This window comes from Clostridium sp. N3C, from assembly GCF_900095445.1.
Taxonomy (GTDB): Bacteria; Bacillota; Clostridia; order Clostridiales; family Clostridiaceae; genus Clostridium_AU.
Genome location: NZ_FMJL01000012.1, coordinates 65,329 through 83,021, shown reverse-complemented (window position 1 = coordinate 83,021; position 17,693 = coordinate 65,329). Strand labels below are relative to the sequence as shown.

General features: G+C 33.7%; 18 protein-coding genes and 2 tRNA genes. 2 read left to right on the top strand and 18 right to left on the bottom strand.

The window, feature by feature from the left end:
• The 10 genes from N3C_RS05915 to N3C_RS05870 all read right to left on the bottom strand — a co-directional run.
• Positions 1-663 (bottom strand): GTP-binding protein (locus tag N3C_RS05915; protein WP_143312608.1); only part of this gene is annotated, 663 nt, incomplete at its 3' end.
• Positions 664-764: 101 nt separating this feature from the next.
• Positions 765-840 (bottom strand) — tRNA-Thr (locus N3C_RS05910).
• 6 nt (positions 841-846) lie between these two features.
• Positions 847-920, bottom strand: a tRNA-Gly gene (locus tag N3C_RS05905).
• Positions 921-989: 69 nt separating this feature from the next.
• Positions 990-1,616 (bottom strand): RNA polymerase sporulation sigma factor SigH, encoded by a 627-nt coding sequence (sigH, locus tag N3C_RS05900; RefSeq protein ID WP_074365135.1) that lies wholly within the window; start codon positions 1,614-1,616, stop codon positions 990-992.
• A 193-nt stretch (positions 1,617-1,809) separates the two neighbouring features.
• Positions 1,810-2,583 (bottom strand): 23S rRNA (guanosine(2251)-2'-O)-methyltransferase RlmB, encoded by a 774-nt coding sequence (rlmB, locus tag N3C_RS05895; RefSeq protein ID WP_074365134.1) that lies wholly within the window; start codon positions 2,581-2,583, stop codon positions 1,810-1,812.
• Positions 2,584-2,635: 52 nt separating this feature from the next.
• On the bottom strand, positions 2,636-3,061 hold the full coding sequence (locus tag N3C_RS05890; RefSeq protein WP_074365127.1) for a Mini-ribonuclease 3: 426 nt from the start codon (positions 3,059-3,061) through the stop codon (positions 2,636-2,638).
• Positions 3,062-3,200: 139 nt separating this feature from the next.
• Positions 3,201-4,601, bottom strand: a complete 1,401-nt coding sequence (cysS, locus tag N3C_RS05885) for a cysteine--tRNA ligase (protein WP_074365126.1) — start codon at positions 4,599-4,601, stop codon at positions 3,201-3,203.
• Between the two features lie 101 nt (positions 4,602-4,702).
• Positions 4,703-6,139: a proline--tRNA ligase gene (gene proS / locus N3C_RS05880; protein WP_074365125.1), complete on the bottom strand. Its 1,437-nt coding sequence runs from the start codon at positions 6,137-6,139 to the stop codon at positions 4,703-4,705.
• 305 nt (positions 6,140-6,444) lie between these two features.
• Entirely contained in the window at positions 6,445-7,134 is a 690-nt protein-coding gene (ispD, locus tag N3C_RS05875) for a 2-C-methyl-D-erythritol 4-phosphate cytidylyltransferase (protein ID WP_074365124.1), read from the bottom strand.
• Between the two features lie 11 nt (positions 7,135-7,145).
• Entirely contained in the window at positions 7,146-8,255 is a 1,110-nt protein-coding gene (locus tag N3C_RS05870; protein WP_074365123.1) for a PIN/TRAM domain-containing protein, read from the bottom strand.
• 359 nt (positions 8,256-8,614) lie between these two features.
• On the opposite strand from N3C_RS05870, the gene N3C_RS05865 reads away from it, so the two are divergent.
• Complete coding sequence (locus N3C_RS05865) at positions 8,615-9,013, top strand: nucleoside triphosphate pyrophosphohydrolase family protein (RefSeq protein ID WP_074365122.1); 399 nt, start codon at positions 8,615-8,617, stop codon at positions 9,011-9,013.
• A 91-nt stretch (positions 9,014-9,104) separates the two neighbouring features.
• On the opposite strand, the gene disA is transcribed toward N3C_RS05865, so the two are convergent.
• From disA to N3C_RS05835, 6 genes are all read right to left on the bottom strand, one after another.
• Positions 9,105-10,169 (bottom strand): DNA integrity scanning diadenylate cyclase DisA, encoded by a 1,065-nt coding sequence (disA, locus tag N3C_RS05860; protein ID WP_074365121.1) that lies wholly within the window; start codon positions 10,167-10,169, stop codon positions 9,105-9,107.
• A 70-nt stretch (positions 10,170-10,239) separates the two neighbouring features.
• Entirely contained in the window at positions 10,240-11,619 is a 1,380-nt protein-coding gene (gene radA, locus N3C_RS05855) for a DNA repair protein RadA (RefSeq protein WP_074365120.1), read from the bottom strand.
• Between the two features lie 140 nt (positions 11,620-11,759).
• Positions 11,760-14,201, bottom strand: a complete 2,442-nt coding sequence (locus N3C_RS05850) for an ATP-dependent Clp protease ATP-binding subunit (protein WP_074365119.1) — start codon at positions 14,199-14,201, stop codon at positions 11,760-11,762.
• Positions 14,202-14,232: 31 nt separating this feature from the next.
• Positions 14,233-15,255 carry a protein arginine kinase gene (locus tag N3C_RS05845; RefSeq protein WP_074365118.1) on the bottom strand — a complete coding sequence of 341 codons (1,023 nt, stop codon included), beginning with the start codon at positions 15,253-15,255 and terminating at the stop codon, positions 14,233-14,235.
• Complete coding sequence (locus N3C_RS05840) at positions 15,256-15,780, bottom strand: UvrB/UvrC motif-containing protein (protein ID WP_074365117.1); 525 nt, start codon at positions 15,778-15,780, stop codon at positions 15,256-15,258. It lies immediately after the preceding gene.
• Positions 15,781-15,791: 11 nt separating this feature from the next.
• Positions 15,792-16,247: a CtsR family transcriptional regulator gene (locus N3C_RS05835; RefSeq protein ID WP_074365116.1), complete on the bottom strand. Its 456-nt coding sequence runs from the start codon at positions 16,245-16,247 to the stop codon at positions 15,792-15,794.
• A gap of 301 nt (positions 16,248-16,548) precedes the next feature.
• On the opposite strand from N3C_RS05835, the gene N3C_RS05830 reads away from it, so the two are divergent.
• A complete protein-coding gene (locus N3C_RS05830) occupies positions 16,549-17,187 on the top strand; it encodes an MBL fold metallo-hydrolase (protein ID WP_074365115.1) in 639 nt (212 codons plus the stop codon).
• A gap of 36 nt (positions 17,188-17,223) precedes the next feature.
• Here the strand turns inward: N3C_RS05830 and N3C_RS05825 are convergent, their stop codons facing one another.
• On the bottom strand, positions 17,224-17,394 hold the full coding sequence (locus N3C_RS05825) for an indolepyruvate ferredoxin oxidoreductase subunit alpha (RefSeq protein ID WP_074365114.1): 171 nt from the start codon (positions 17,392-17,394) through the stop codon (positions 17,224-17,226).
• An 88-nt stretch (positions 17,395-17,482) separates the two neighbouring features.
• On the bottom strand, positions 17,483-17,686 hold the full coding sequence (locus N3C_RS05820) for a heavy-metal-associated domain-containing protein (protein WP_074365113.1): 204 nt from the start codon (positions 17,684-17,686) through the stop codon (positions 17,483-17,485).
• Positions 17,687-17,693: the final 7 nt, after the last annotated feature.

Sequence of the window (17,693 nt, the reverse complement as noted above, 5' to 3'; positions counted from 1 at the left end):
AAATACATCTTCTACTGGCATTAAGAATGGCTTATCTGTTGCTCTTTCTGGAGTTGGGATATAGCTGTCTACTGCTGCCATTAATTCATCTATGCACTTTGTAGCTTCTGGATCTGTTGGGTTTTCTAATGCTTTTAATGCTGATCCTGTGATTACTGGAATATCATCTCCTGGGAAGTTGTATTCATTTAATAATTCTCTTACTTCCATTTCAACTAATTCTAGTAATTCTGGATCGTCTACCATATCTGCCTTGTTTAAGAATACTACGATGTAGTCAACTCCTACTCTTGATGCTAGCAAGATATGTTCTCTTGTCTGTGGCATTGGACCATCTGCTGCACTTACTACTAGGATTGCTCCGTCCATCTGTGCTGCTCCTGTAATCATGTTCTTTACATAGTCAGCGTGTCCTGGACAGTCAACGTGTGCATAGTGTCTGTTGTTTGTTTCATACTCAACGTGTGTAGTGTTGATTGTGATTCCTCTTTCTTTTTCTTCTGGTGCCTTATCTATTTCGTCATACTTAAATGCTTCTGCAAATCCTTTGTTTGCTAATACTGTTGTTATTGCTGCTGTTAATGTTGTCTTACCATGGTCTACGTGACCAATTGTTCCAATGTTAACATGGGGTTTGCTTCTTTCAAATTTTGCCTTTGACATTACGTTTCCTCCTTAATGAATCTTTAAATATACTCCTAATTTCACAAGTATATATTTAATTATTACAAATAAACTTTGCCTGGCGTGTTGTATGTATTAATTGGAGCCCATAACCGGGATCGAACCGGTGACCTCCACCTTACCAAGGTGACGCTCTGCCTACTGAGCTATATGGGCAATATATGGAGCGGGTGAAGGGAATCGAACCCTCGTAGCTAGCTTGGGAAGCTAGAACTCTGCCATTGAGTTACACCCGCTTTCATTCAATTTTTCATGTAACAATTAGAAATTTTACTACTAATAATTCAATTTGTCAATATGAAAGTTTATCTATTACTTAAACATTTTTCTAATTTTCTCTTTACTCTTTGAAGAGCATTGTCAATAGACTTCGCATGTCTATCCAAATCACAGGCAATTTCTTGATAGGATTTACCATCTAAATAGGACATTAGAACTTCCATCTCTAGATCGGAAAGCACCTCTCCTATTTCAGCCTCAATATGATTCATTTCCTCCTTGCTAATTACCAACTCTTCAGGGTCAGAAACCTTAATACTTGATAATATATCTAGCAAAGTCCTATCAGACTCTTCATCATAGATAGGTTTATTCAAAGAAACATATGTATTTAGAGGTATATGTTTTTGTCGGGTAGCTGTTTTTATTGCTGTGATAATTTGTCTAGTTACACAAAGTTCAGCAAAAGCCTTAAAGGAAGATAACTTATCTGGCTTAAAGTCACGAATGGCCTTATAAAGCCCAATCATTCCTTCTTGGTAAATATCCTCCTTATCTGCACCAATCAAAAAGTAAGATTTAGCCTTAGACTTTACAAAATTCTGGTACTTATTTATAAGATACTCTTGTGCTCTAGTATCTCCTTTTTTCGCTTCCATAACAATTTCTTCGTCAAGTTTGTCTTCAAAATTCGTAAACGTTTTTAAATGCATTCTCCTTACTTCCAAGAGTATCCCCCCCTTATTCATACGTTCCATTTTAAATTATACCCTAGCATAAATATGCAAGTCAAGATAAATCAACGGGTTCTACAGGTTTTTTCCTATTTTTTCAAGATACTCTTTCCCAAGTTACATTTTCCAACATTTTTCCACTTTATATTTCAGATAAATATATAAAAAATTTTTATATCCTATTTTTTAAAACTTCATACATAATAATCCCCGCCGCTACAGAAGCATTTAAGGAATTTACATTACCACGCATTGGAATCTTAACAATTTTATCGCATTTTTCTTTAGTTAGTCTAGACATTCCTCTACCTTCACTACCGATAACCAAGGCTATAGGTCCCTTCAAGTCAGCCTCATAACAATATTCCTCTCCATCCATGTCAGCTCCATAAACCCATATTCCCTGATCCTTTAAAGTATCAATAACATTATTTATATTTGTAACCTTGGCAATTTTAACATATTCAACGGCTCCAACGCTGGATTTATACACCGCTGCTGTTACTCCTACATTTCTTCTCTTAGGAATAATAATACCATGAGCGCCACAGACCTCAGCAGTTCTAATTATAGATCCTAAATTATGTGGATCCTCTATTTCATCTAACACAATTATAAAAGGATCTTCTCCTTTTTCCTTTGCATACTGGATTATATCTTCAACTTCGCAATAATTATAGGGAGTTGTTTGAGCTATAACCCCTTGGTGACTTCCAGTTGAAGACATGTTATCTAGCTTTCTCCTATCCACTTCCTTAATAACTATACCTTTTTCCTTAGCTAAAGCAGTTATCACATTTACAGCCCCTTCTCTATCCCCTTTAGCTATTAGAATATTTTCTATGGTTCTACCACTACGTAAAGCTTCTATTACCGCATTTCTTCCTTCAATAAGATCTTCTCTATTTTCATTATTTCTTAAAGCTCTATACTCCTTTCCATCCATTGCAGCACCCTTATCATTTCTTTTGTTAAATTCTCTATTGTTTTTCATATCATCACTCCTCAGCAGCTTTATTTTCATCAAATATTATATCCATGATTTCCTGTATTCTATGGCTTTGCCCCGTTATATATAAATAACCTATAAGGCATTCAAAGCCAGTAGCAGCCCTGTAATCTGACACTGTAGCATTTTTAGGCATAGTAGGCGACTTTGTGTTGCGTCCCTTTTTATATATGTATATCTCGTCTTCCGTTAAATATTTTTGTAAACGCCTAAAAATCGCTCTTTGTGAATTTGCCTTAACATAAGATACCGCCTTTAAGTGCAATTTATGAGCTGATAAATTTAAATTATTAATAATTAAATATTCTCTTACCATAACTTCAAAAACCGCATCACCAATAAAAGCTAAAGACAAGGCATTAACCCTTTTAGCTTCTTCTGGCTTTATGGTTTTTCCTGTATAATTAAAAAGCATTCTTTCTTCTCCTATCTTAGCTTTATATACTTTTTGCTAAATTATCAGGATAAATATACATCACTTTACAAGCAATTTCAATATAGCTAAAAAAGGCTAAGCTTTATAATTTTAGCTTAACCTTTTACTAAAATTTATATTACTTCTTTATAAACCATCTTACTCCTTGAGGGGTATCTTCAAGAATTATTCCTCTAGCTTTAAGATCATCTCTTATTTTATCAGCTAGAGCCCAATTCTTTTCCTTTCTAGCTTGCTGTCTCTGCTCTATAAGCTTTTCTATTTCCTCCTCCAAGCTTACCTTTGTAGACTTTTGAAGTATACCAAGAGGAGCTCCTAATTCCCTAATCAAATTTAAAGACAATTGAATAAGTTCTTTAGATGAATTAGCAGAAACATTAATGTTAATATCTCTTATTAGATCGAATATAACTGCTATTGCATCCGCAGTATTAAAGTCATCGTCCATTTTATCTATATACTTTTGTCTATAGGAATTCAAAGTGTCTACAAAAGCTTGCTCCCTATCTTGTAATTCTTCTTTTTCAGCTACATCAAGATATCGTTCAAGATTTCCTATAGTATTATACAATCTTTCTACAGAAGCTTTAGCTGAATCCAGTAACTCAAGGCTGAAATTTAACTGAGTTCTATAGTGGGCAGATAGCATGAAGAATCTCAACACATCTGCATCATACTTCTCTAATATCTCTCTAACTGTGAAGAAATTATTTAGAGACTTAGACATTTTTTGATTGTTAACATTTATGAAGGCTGAATGCATCCAATATCTGGCGAAAGGCGCACTATTTCTAGCTTCACTTTGAGCTATTTCATTTTCATGGTGAGGAAAGATTAAATCTGTACCACCAGCATGAATATCAATAGTCTTACCTAGCAGTTTATCTGCCATGCATGAGCATTCAATATGCCATCCTGGTCTTCCTAGCCCCCAAGGGCTTTCCCAAGCAGGCTCACCTGGTTTTTGCTTCTTCCAAACAGCAAAATCCATAGGATCCTTCTTTCTTTCATCCACATTTATTCTAGCACCAGCTTGTAAATCCTCAAGATTCTGCCCAGATAACTTACCATACTCTTCAAACTTCTTTGTACTAAAGTAAACATCTCCATCTACTTCGTAAGCATATTCCTTGTCTATCAAGTCTTTTACAAAGCTAATTATTTCATCGATGAACAAAGTAGCTCTCGGATTCACAGTAGCCCTCTTTATGTTTAAGCCATCTGCATCCTTGTAATATTCAGCTATATATCTATCTCCAAGTTCCTTAACCGTTGTATTTTCATCATTAGCTCTAGCAATCATCTTATCATCTATATCTGTAAAGTTTTGAACGAAATTTACTTTGTAACCTCTATATTCAAAGTATCTTCTTATAGTATCAAACACGATGAAGGTTCTTGCATTACCTATATGGAACAAATCATACACTGTAGGTCCGCAAACATACATGTTTACTTCCCCTTCTTTTAAGGGTACAAATTCTTCTTTACCCTTTTTTAAGGTATTATATATTTTCATTATCTATCCCTCCTTGCTCGCTTAATTTATTATCTATTTTATACCACATTTGTTTAAAGGTAAACATTCTTCTTAATCTAGTTAAAAATCTTTACTAACAATTAATAAGCTTTTCCCCAGTATACCATATGCTTAGCAAGCTTTCCACAACATACGCAAGTATCAGTAATTTGCTCTTGTTCAAAAGGAATACATCTAGATGTTGCTCCTGTCATTTCCTTGATTATATCTTCACACTGTCTCTCTCCACACCACATAGCCTTAACAAAGCCCGGTTTATTTTCTACAGTGCTAGCAAATTCCTCAAGGCTTGTTACAGTATAGGTTTTATTATCTCTATTTCCCCTAGCTCTCTCTAACATATCCTTCTGAATAGTTTCAAGAAGTTTTACAACAACCTCTTCAACTGCATCTAATGAAACTATAATCTTTTCACCAGTATCTCTTCTTGCTAATACACACTGATTATTTTCTATATCCTTTGGTCCAATTTCTAATCTTACAGGAACACCTTTCATTTCATACTCTGCGAACTTCCAACCTGGAGTCTTGTCGCTAGAATCCAACTTAAGTCTAACAAGTCCTTTTAATCTATTTTTAAGTTCTTCCGCTTTGTCTAGTACTCCTTCTTTATGTTGGGCTACAGGAACTATAACTAATTGAATAGGTGCAATTTTAGGTGGTAATACTAAACCATTATCATCTCCATGAACCATTATAACTGCACCAATTAGTCTGGTAGTCATACCCCAAGAGGTTTCATATACATATTGCAACTTACCATTTTTGTCTGTGTATTGTATGTTAAAAGCCTTTGCAAAGTTATCTCCAAAGTAGTGGGAAGTTCCTGACTGAAGAGCCTTTCCATCATGCATCAAGCTTTCTATAGTGTAAGTAGCTTCAGCTCCTGCAAATTTCTCTTTTTCTGTCTTTTGACCTTTTACCACTGGAATAGCTAAAACATCCTCACAGAAATCAGCATATATATTTAACATTCTTATGGTCTCTTCCTGAGCTTCCTCTGCAGTAGCATGAATAGTATGACCTTCCTGCCATAAAAATTCTGTAGTTCTTAAGAAAGGTCTTGTAGTCTTCTCACATCTAACTACAGAACACCACTGATTATAAAGCTTTGGTAAATCATTATAAGACTGAACAACCTTAGCATAATGTTCACAGAATAAAGTTTCAGAAGTTGGTCTCACACAAAGTCTCTCTGTAAGCTTTTCCTCTCCAAAATGAGTAACCCAGGCTACCTCTGGAGCAAATCCCTCTACATGATCCTTCTCCTTTTGCAAAAGTGATTCTGGTATAAACATAGGCATATACACATTTTCATGACCTGTTTCCTTAAATCTTCTATCCAAATCCTTCTGTATATTTTCCCAAATGGCATAACCATAAGGTCTAAGAATCATACATCCCTTTACACTAGCATAATCCACTAACTCTGCCTTCTTTACTATATCTGTATACCATTGAGCAAAATCAACATCCATGCTTGTTATTGCTTCTACCTTCTTCTTATTTTTTGACATAATCTCTTCCTCCCAAATTTATTTTACCAAAATCTATCATCAAAAAAGAAAAACCCACCCTATTAGGGCGAGTTTTGGTCGCGGTACCACCTAAATTTGTACTCATTATCTATAACGGTATTACCGGTAGTTATTAGCTACTGCTCAGAAGCGGGTTCGAAAATTTGAAAATCTCTCAGCCATGGATTTTCTCTCTGTATACTTTTCTAATATTCTTCCTCATCGCATATATTTAGTTTGAAAATGTATTTATCATTGTTTTCCTCATAATTATAATTTCTACACAATTTAGTGTCAATATTTCCTTAAAGTTTATCTAAAATCTCTTCCCCTAAGAGCATATCTTCCGGAGTAGTAACTTTAATATTTTTATAATCGCCCTCGTATAAATACACTCTATGACCATAATGCTCAACAATCATAGTATCATCTGTTGCAGTAAACTTTTCAATTTCCGCTTTCATATGACACTGCCTTATAAGATCAAATTTAAAACATTGGGGAGTTTGTACCGCCATTAATGTGTTTCTATCCGGTGTAGTCACTGAAAAACCCTGCTCATTGACCACTTTAATAGTATCCTTAGGATTAACCCCACAGGCACTAGCGCCATACTCTTCAGCATAAATTATTCCCTTTTCAATTATATCAGTGGTAACAAAAGGTCTTGCACCATCATGTATAGCTACTATATTACAATTATCAATAGCCTTCAGTCCATTATATACAGATTGCTGCCTCTCTTTACCCCCTTCTATCAAAGTCTTTACCTTTTTGAAATCATATTTTTCTACTATTTCTTTTCTTGTAAAATCCATATACTCTTTTGCCAAGACCAAAACTATAGAATCAATTTTTTCACATTGAGAAAAGGCTTTAATAGTATAATATAAAATAGGCTTTCCCTTAAGGGTTAAAAATTGCTTGCTAATTTCACTGCCCATTCTTTTACCTTTTCCTGCGGCTACTATTAAAGCTATATTATCTTTATCCATACTTTACCTTCCTAATTTGCTTTTTCTAAAATGTCTTTTTGCCTTGCGAAAATCATTCTACCTGCAGCGGTTTGAAGCACAGAAGTAACTACCACATCTATAGTTTCTCCTATAGACTTTCTCCCATCTTCCACTACGATCATAGTTCCGTCATCCAAATAAGCAATTCCCTGACCAGACTCTTTTCCATCCTTTACAACTTGAATTGTCATTTCTTCTCCAGGTAAAACCACAGGTTTTATTGCATTAGCCAATTCATTTATATTTAGTACAGCAACTCCTTGAACCTCTGCTACCTTGTTCAAATTATAGTCGTTTGTAATTACCATACCATTCATTGTTTGGCAAAGCTTTAATAATTTACTATCCACTTCTAAAATCTCTGGAAAGTCCTTTTCAGTAATTATTACTTCCATACTAAGTTCCTTTTGAATTTTATTGAGTATATCTAAACCCCTTCGTCCCCTGTTTCTTTTTAAGGAATCAGATGAATCTGCAATGTGTCTTAATTCCTCCAGTACAAAATTAGGTATAACAAGAGCTCCTTCAATAAATCCAGTTTGACACAAGTCGAAAATTCTTCCATCTATTATAACAGATGTATCCAATATTTTTACCCTCGCACTAGAAGAATTCTTTGATTTTTTATCTTTAGAATTACTTTTTTTCTTGATATTAAAAAATAAGCTCATTAATTCATCTCTCTTTTTAACAGCTATATCAGCACCTAATACCGCAAATATTGTATTGATAACTACTGACAAAGGCACTCCAATGTAGGGTATACGACTTAATACATTAACAATCATTGTTGATATAGCCAATCCTAAAATGGCACCAAATGCTCCAAAAAGAATGACATTTGCCGGCAACTTTTGAATACTCTTCTCTACATATTCCATTGCATTAGTTATGATAGCATTAAATAATGGTGATATTAAGAAAAATATAATGCCAAATAAAAATATTGAAAAGAGCAAAAGTAGAATTTGATTCAAGGGCTTATCATTGATAAAAGCATTACTTGAAACATATTCAGTCTTTAATAGAATATGCCCTATAAAGTATCCAAGGGTACTACCCATAAATGTAAAAAGTGCCCTTAATATTTTTTTGAGCATATTTTCACCTCCTTTATAAATCAAAGTATAATTTAAATTTTTTATATGAAAATATTGTCAATTATTTATATCCAATTTAAGAATTTAATTGAATATTTAGAAATCGTCGTGTATTCTTAAATTAAGAATACAAGTTTCATATATTAGTATTGGGTTTTAGCTTATATTTAATATATATTAATTAATGGTCATTTTCAACTTTTATTATACACGCTTTCACTTACCCCCTATGAAATAAAATAATTTGAATATATTATATAAATATGGACATAAAGTTAATCTGCTTTGTTTGACCATATTTAAAAGATATCTTATATATTAGATAACTTTTATGAAAATAGTTTAAGGAGTTGAAACTTATGAAAGATGTTATATTAGACGAACTTCAAATTAAGGTTAACGAATCATTATTAAGGCATAAAAGCATTTTAGATATTTTGACTAAGTTTCAAGAATCAAACGCAAGAATAAACAGAGCAGTAGTGAAAGCTGTAACTAACTGTGGTTGTGTCACTATAAAGGCTTCAAAACAACAAGTCCCCTGCGATGGGGATTCCATAGAATCCTTAACGGATTGTATGAAAACTCATATAGAAGGTAACCTATGTGAGGGTTGCCGAGAAGTTATAGAAAGAGAACTTGGTAACAATATTTTTTACTTAACTGCTTTATGCAATCTCCTTGATATAAGCGTTTATGATGTATTTATAAAAGAATATGACAAAATAGATACACTAGGTAAATATACCTTTAGATAATATACATGTAGATAATATAAACTTGGAACAATAGCTATGTAGTTAGTTATTGTTCTTTTTTTGCATTTATTTGTGATTTAAAATTTACATATTAATGATTTTGCTTAAGAAGTATTTGCTCCTTTATTCTTCTCAATCCTCTTCTAATAGCCTTAGCTCTAGCTTCACCTATACCTTCTACCTTGTCTAACTCCTCATGGCTTGCTTCTATAACTGCTTTCAGTTCTTTAAAATTCTTTACCAAGTTTTCTATAACCGTAGATGGGATTCTAGGAATTTTAGAGAGTATTCTATAGCCTCTAGGAGATATTAAGGTATCCATCAGTGGCACACCACTATATCCTAGCAATTTAGCTATTAAATCCACATCTAAAATCTCGTCAGAAGATAAATTTTGAATTTCTTTATACACTTCGTTATAGTCTAAATCCACCCTACAATAATCCCTTATGAGCAAAACTCCATCCTGTTCAATAAACTTAACTAGCTCATTGAGCTGCATGCTTATAAGCCTTCCTTCATTGCCTAGTTCGCATATATATCTCTCTATTTCTGCTACAATTCGCATGACCATTTCGGTTCTTTGTATTGCTGTAGTTACATCCATTAAGGTAACCATATCCTGAAACTCTTGAGTATTTAAATTATTCAAAACTCTATCCAGTACAGATACATATTTCTCTAAAGTTTGAATAGCTTGATTAGCCCTAGCTAATACAACACTACTTTCTCTCAAGACATATTTTAAATCATTTTTATAAATACTAATAATATGCCTTCTTTGAGATATAGCAATTACTATAGCACCAGTCTGTTTAGCTACTCTATTAGCGGTTCTATGTCTTGTTCCCGTTTCAAAGGTTGGGATAGAAGAATCGGGAACTAACTGAGTATTAGCGAAAAGTATCCTTTTCAAATCGCTACTTAAAACTATAGCTCCATCCATTTTTGCTAATTCATATATATATGAAGAATTATATTCGGCATTTATCATAAAACCGCCATCAACTAGCTTCATAATTTCTTCACTATCTCCCAGAACTATTAAAGCTCCGGTTTTTGCTCTTAAAATGTTTTCTAATCCCTCTCTAAGCTGAGTGCCCGGTGCTACTACCTTTAAAATACTTTTTAATTCCTTATCATGATCTTGCCTCATACCATCACCATCTTAGCGCTTTCCAAATATACTTTTATATTGTCAACTTTTTTTACAATATTTATACTTATTATTTAAATATATTGCCAATTACTTGCTGAATATTATTAAGTTCTATTACTTTAATGTCTTTGAATTTAGATTTATCTTTAATTGCATCTTTAGCTATATAAACTCTTTTAAAGCCCATTCTATCTAGTTCTCTTATTCTAGTTTCCAAGGAAGGTACCTTCTTTAACTCTCCCGTTAAACCTACATCTGCAACAAATACAGTATCACTATCAATAGGTGTATTATTTGTTGAAGATACTATGCTCATAATCACAGCCAAATTTACTGATTGTTCTCGAAGTTTAATACCTCCAGTGCTTTTAATAACCACGTTTTTATCATACAGAGGAATTTTGCCTCTTTGCTCCAAGATAGAAATTAAAGTATTTAATTGCTCTCTCCCTATACTTTCACCTATTCGAGATGGATATGGAGTAAAGGAATGAGAAACTAAACTTTCTATTTCTACAATAATTGGCCTTGTTCCCTCTTTTATAACTGTTAAGGCACTGCCAGAAACTAATTGTCCCGGTTCTCTTTTGGTCATAAAAAATTCAGAAGGATTATCGATAGGGACCATCCCCTCTTCCGTCATGGAAAAGAAACCCATTTCTCCGGTACTGCCAAATCTATTTTTAGAGGCTATCAAAGACCTAAGCTCCTCGCCACTTTCTCCATCGATTATAAGTACCGTGTCTACTAGATGCTCCAAAGCTCTAAGTCCTGCAATTTCATCTTCTTTAGTCATTTGACCAACCATTATGACAGCCCTAGGTTTTGCTTCGTTTTTAGCTACTCTCAATAATTCATTAGCACACTCCATGGTTTGCGTAGGAGAACCTGGTCTAGAACTATATTCCTCCAAGGCAAAGGTTTGAATACTATCTATAATTATTAGATCTGGATCTATTTCCTTTATTGAATGAAGCACATTGTTCATATTAGAATCAGATACTACCCAAATATCATTATTTATTTTTTTTAATATTCTTTCAGCCCGGTTCTTTATCTGACTCTCACTTTCTTCTCCAGAGGCATACAAAACCTTATATCCCTTGGTACTTACATCATCTGCCACTTGCAATAGCAAGGTTGATTTACCTGCTCCTGGTTTAGCTGTGATTATGGTCAAGGAGTCTCTAACTATACCTCCCCCCATAACCCTATTAAATTCACTAATGCTGGTAATAATCCTGTCACTATTGCTGCCGGTTACCTCTGTCAATCTTTTAGCTGTTACAGTCTTCCTAGCTGTAACAGCCTTTGTCCCTGAGGATTTTTTTACTTCCACCACTTCTTCCTGATAGGTGTTCCAAGCTCCACAATCTATACATTTTCCCATCCATTTAGGACTTTCATAGCCACAATTTGAGCATATATAAATAGTTTTTGTTTTCATAAGCATCTCCTATTTTTCAAGTAAAAAAGCCAATAATACAGCTTTTAAATCCTACAGCCATATTTTAATATCAATAAAGATATTCCTCAGCAAGGCTGAGAAATATCTTATAGTTTTAAAAGCATTAATATCTTTTCTTATTATACAACATTTTCAAATTGTAGTTCACCATCTTTTACATAAACTTTAATACTTTCGCCAGCCTTAATATTACCTTTCAATATTTCTTCAGATAATCTATCCTCTACAGTCTTAGTAATTGCCCTTCTAAGAGGACGAGCCCCATAAAGACTATCAAAGCCTTCCTTAGCTAAATACTCTTCTGCAGATTCATCAAACTTAATACTAATACCTTGCTCTTCAAGTCTCTTTGCTACAGAATTTAGCATTAAGGAAACTATTTTTCTTAGATCTTTTTCTTCTAACTGATGGAATACTATTATATCGTCAATTCTATTTAAGAATTCAGGCCTGAAGTTACGCTTTAACTCATCCATTACATTTTCTTTCATCTTTTCATATTCATTTTCTCTTTCTTTTTCTCCATCCACATTGAAGCCCAAGGTCTTCTGCTTCTTAATAGTTGAAGCTCCTACATTAGAAGTCATAATTACAATAGTATTTTTAAAGTTAACGGTTTTTCCCTTTCCATCTGTTAATCTTCCATCCTCCAGTATCTGCAATAGTATGTTAAATACCTCTGGATGAGCCTTTTCTATTTCATCAAACAATACAACAGAATAAGGATTTCTTCTTACTTTTTCAGAGAGCTGACCACCTTCATCATATCCCACATATCCTGGAGGGGATCCTATGAGCCTAGACACTGCATGCTTCTCCATATACTCAGACATATCTATTCTGATTATATTACTTTCATCACCAAACATAGCTTCAGCCAAAGCCTTGCTAAGTTCTGTTTTACCAACACCAGTAGGCCCTAAGAAAATGAAGGAACCAATAGGCCTATTAGGATCTTTCAAACCAACTCTAGCCCTTCTTACGGCTCTAGCCACTGCTTTAACTGCTTCTTCTTGCCCTATAACCCTTTTATGAAGAATTTCTTCTAGTTTAAGCAATCTCTCAGATTCCTTTTCTGTTAATTTCTCTACAGGAACATTTGTCCATTTTGATACTACACTAGCTATCTGAGCTTCTGAAACTATATATTTAGTTACATCATTTTGAGTTTTCCAATTCTTTTTCTCATTTTCAAGCTTATCCTTTAGTTCCTTTTCCAAATCCCTAAGCTGGGCAGCTTTTTCAAAGTCTTGAACTCTAATAGCATCTTCCTTTTCTCTTGTAATCTTTTCTAATTTTTCTTCCATTTCTTTTAGATCCGGTGGTGCAGTAAGATTTTGAATCCTAACCTTTGCTCCTGCTTCATCAATTAAATCTATGGCCTTATCTGGTAAATATCTATCGGTTATATATCTATCAGATAAATTTACTGCCGCTTCTATAGCATCATCAGTAATCTTTACTCCATGGTGAGCTTCATACTTATCTCTTAAACCCTTTAATATTTGAATAGCTTCTTCCTTAGTAGGCTCTCCTACCATAACCGGTTGAAATCTTCTTTCTAAAGCAGAATCCTTTTCTATATATTTTCTATATTCATCTATGGTAGTGGCACCAATACATTGAATTTCTCCTCTTGCTAAAGCTGGTTTTAAAATATTAGAAGCATCAATAGCCCCTTCAGCACCACCTGCGCCAATTATAGTATGGATTTCATCTATAAAGAGTATTACATTTCCTGCCTTTCTAATTTCCTCCATAACTTTTTTTAATCTATCTTCAAATTCTCCTCTATACTTAGAACCTGCTACCATAGAGGATAAATCCAAGGTTACTACTCTCTTATCCTTTAAGATTTCTGGTATACTACCTTCCACTATTCTTTGAGCTAAACCTTCTGCTATAGCTGTTTTTCCAACTCCAGGATCTCCAATCAAACATGGATTGTTCTTAATTCTACGGCACAATATTTCCAATACTCTTTGAGTTTCACTGCTTCTACCTATAACAGGATCTAGCTTTCCTTCTCTAGCCATCTCTGTTAAATCACGTCCAAATTGGTTTAGGTTTGGTGTAGACTGATCCTTACTTCTACCCCCTGAAACTGATGCAGTTTGCTGTTGTCCTGCCATGCTCTGAAGTATTTCTTTTCTTATTTTTTCAAAGTCAGCATTCAGGTTTGCTAATATAGTAAAGGCTACACCTTCAGACTCTCTAATTAAAGCTAGTAATATATGTTCAGGAGTAATATAGTTGTGATTTAAATTTCTTGCTTCAATATGACTTAGCTCTAATAACCTCTTTGTTCTAGGAGTAAGAGGTATTTCATTCTTAAAGAACTCAAAATCTCCCTTACCTTCAAAATCATCAATTAATTTTTTAACTTTTTCTAAGGTTATTCCCATATCATTTAGTACTCTACTTGCGATACCATCATCTTCTCTTAGCAGTCCTAAGAGAATGTGCTCTGTTCCTACATATCCATGCTTAAAATCCCTTGCTTCTTCTTGAGCATAAACAAGGACCTTTTGTGATCTCTCACTAAATCTACCAAACATCATATTCTCTACACCTCCATATAAAAACTATGCACTATTTTAGTGTTTCTCTCACCAATCTTGCTCTATTTATATTTAACTCCTTATCATTTAACCTAGCATTAAAACTTAACTGTAAGGACGCCGGTTGAGTTGCTACTAATAGTTGGTTTAACAAGCATTTATCTACATCCTTAATTATACCCATTTCAACCCCCATCCTTACACTAGATAATAATTCAAAACATTCATTTAAATTTAACAAAGCAGCACTTCTTAAAATTCCTAGGGATCTGTATATTTTATCCTCTAATTCATATTTATAAGTGGAATATAGCCGATTTCTTGTAGCAATTTCTTGGCCTATAATTTCATTTACTACTGCTTCTAAATTTGAAATTATATCTTCTTCCGATAGTCCCAAGGTAATCTGATTTGAGATTTGATAGATATTGCCTAAGGCTTTACTACCTTCACCATACAGTCCCCTAATAGTCATACCTACTTGAGTTAAGGCTTTAAGTATTCCATTCATTTCATTATTCATTGTCAAAGCTGGGAGATGAATCATAACAGAACCTCTAAGGCCAGTACCTAAATTAGTGGGACAAGCTGTGATATATCCTATTTTTTCATCAAAGGCATATTCAACACTTTCCTCTATAAGATCATCTATCTTGTTGGCCAAAGCATAACTTTCTCTTAGATTAAAGCCTGCAGATATACATTGCAATCTAATATGATCTTCCTCATTAATCATTATGCTTACCGTATCCTCTTCACCTAAAACAAATGCTGAACCTTCCTTATTTTTTATAAGTTCTTTACTTATTAAATGCTCTTCTAAGTACCTTGTAGCTTGTAGATCACTACACTCCCATAAATGTATAGACTTATAATTCTGCCTTATATGTGAAGATTTAAAAAGTGAATCTTCTACTTCTTTTACAAGTTCTCTTTCCTCATCTTCTCTTAGCTTGTGGGAAAAGTTTCTATTATTTAAGTTTCTGGCCACTCTAATTCTGCTGCTTATTACTAAATCCTCGGTATTTTCAGCATAATGTTGCCAATTTCTCATCTATATCTCCCCCTCGCTTTTTTGAAGCTCTCTAATTTTGTCCCTCAATTCCGCAGCTCTCTCATATTCCTCCATTAAAATAGCTTTCTGCAATTCTTCTTTTAAATGATTTAATCTTCTCTTACCAAGTATATCTTTCCCTGCTCTTACTGGTATCTTTCCCGTATGCTCTACATTTCCTTGAACCCTTCTTACTACCGGCATTATCACTGAGTTAAAATAACTATAGCAATTATTACATCCCAAAACACCAGTCTTTTTAAATTCTCCATAAGTAGTTCCACAAGTAGGACACATAGCCTCCCTTGCAGTACTAGTTCTATGGGATTGATCAAAATAATCCATTAGGCCACTTAATATATTTTGAAAGGAAAAGGAATTATGAAAACTTAAAGACTCGCCTAAGTCAATTTCCTTACTTTCTTTAGCACAATCTTGACATAAATTAAACTCCTGCTTAACACCATTTATCACCTTTACAATATGAACTGTGGCAATGTTAGTCTTGCACTTATCACAATACATATAATCCCTCCTTACTGATGACACAAAATCATCATTATAGACTTAAGAATATCAGCTCTAAGAGCGTTTCTATTTTCAGATCCGTATAAAGTTCTATCATTAACAGTGGCCTTCATAATAGCTGCTTCTCTATCTGTTATTAAATTAGATTGCTGCAATCCTTCTATAATTTGAACAGCCTTATCATTAGTTATGCTGTCTCCAATTCTTTCATTTATGGTATCTAAAAGGTTCTTTCCCTTTTTATGATTCATCCTTTTTATTATTATGCAGCCCCCACCGCCTCTTCTACTTTCAATATAATAACCTTTATCCGTTGTGAACCTAGTAGTTAAAACATAATTTATCTGAGATGGAGCGCAACTGAAATGATTTGCTAATTCATTACGTTGTATCATTAACTCATTATCTACATTTTCATTCAACAAATCTTTTATAAATTCTTCGATAATATCAGACAATCTCACTTTTGTACCACCTCACAGACTTTGACTTTCTTTGACCTATATTAATTGTAAATCATTTTAATAAAAAATTCAATTGCTAATATGTTAAAATTGCTTGTACAATTTTGCTTATTGCATATTATGTCCAACTTTTTATTTTTTACACAACTACATACATTTTTTGTAACTGATATCTTCTCCTAAATTACTATCAAAAATCCAAAGTCGCCTTACCATCAATTACTCTTTAATCCTTATATCATAATTTATTATTAGAAGGTTAATATTAATAAATATAGAATCTTTTAAAGGAATGATGTTAATGAAAATTACTTGGTTTGGTCATTCTTGTTTTCTTTTACAAGACAGTTCCGGCGCAAAGCTTCTGACAGATCCTTTTGATAAAACTCTTGGATATACTCTGCCTAACGAATCAGTCGATGTAGTAACCATAAGTCATAATCACTTTGACCATAATAATTCACAAGACCTACCTGGAATTCCTAGGATAATCGATTCTATGGGTAGCCATGTGGTGGGCAATATCAAGATAAAGGGAATATCCTCCTTCCATGACAGAGAATATGGAGCTAAAAGAGGAAATAATATAATCTTTGTAATTGAAATGAATGGTTTCACCATATGTCATTTAGGAGATTTAGGTCATATACTAAACGAAAAAACTTTGAAGGATATAGGCACTGTAGATATACTCATGATCCCTATCGGTGGGAACTTCACAATAAATGCAGAGGAAGCAGCTTTTGTGGCTAGGGCTATAAAGAGTCCTATTATTTTTCCAATGCACTATAAAACCAATTTTACCCCTATTAGCTTAGAAGGGGCTGAAGACTTTATTATAAAAATGAATACTGTTGAAAAAATTAATGATTCAACTATAGAAATCACTTCTCTGCCTACAAGCTATAACAATGTCAAATTGCTAACTATCAAAAAATAAAAAAGACCATATTTCTACGGTCTTTTTTATGCCCAATTACTCTTGAGCAGGTGCTCCAACTGGACAAACACTTGCACAGCTGCCACATTCTATGCAAGAAGAAGCATCTATCTGATACTGAGTATCTCCTTCTGAAATGCAGCTAACTGGACATTCTGAAGCACAAGCTCCGCAACTAATACATGTGTCTGCAATCTGATATGCCATGACAAACTCCTCCTTAACCTTCTTAAACATTCTGTGTCCAAGCTATATTTTACCACGTTTATTCTACTTTTAAAAGTCCTTTTTTACTTTACAATACCGTATACCCCAAATCCTCTATAGACTGGATAATTTGATCTATGTTAACAAAGTAACTATCAAAAACTACACTCACTTCACCTTTATCCTTATTAATTTCACAAGCAACTACTCCTTCGTTGCTTGAAATTGCTCTTCTAACATGGTTTACATCTTCCATGCTCTTCATATTACATACTTTAAGAATTTCCTTCATAGAACCA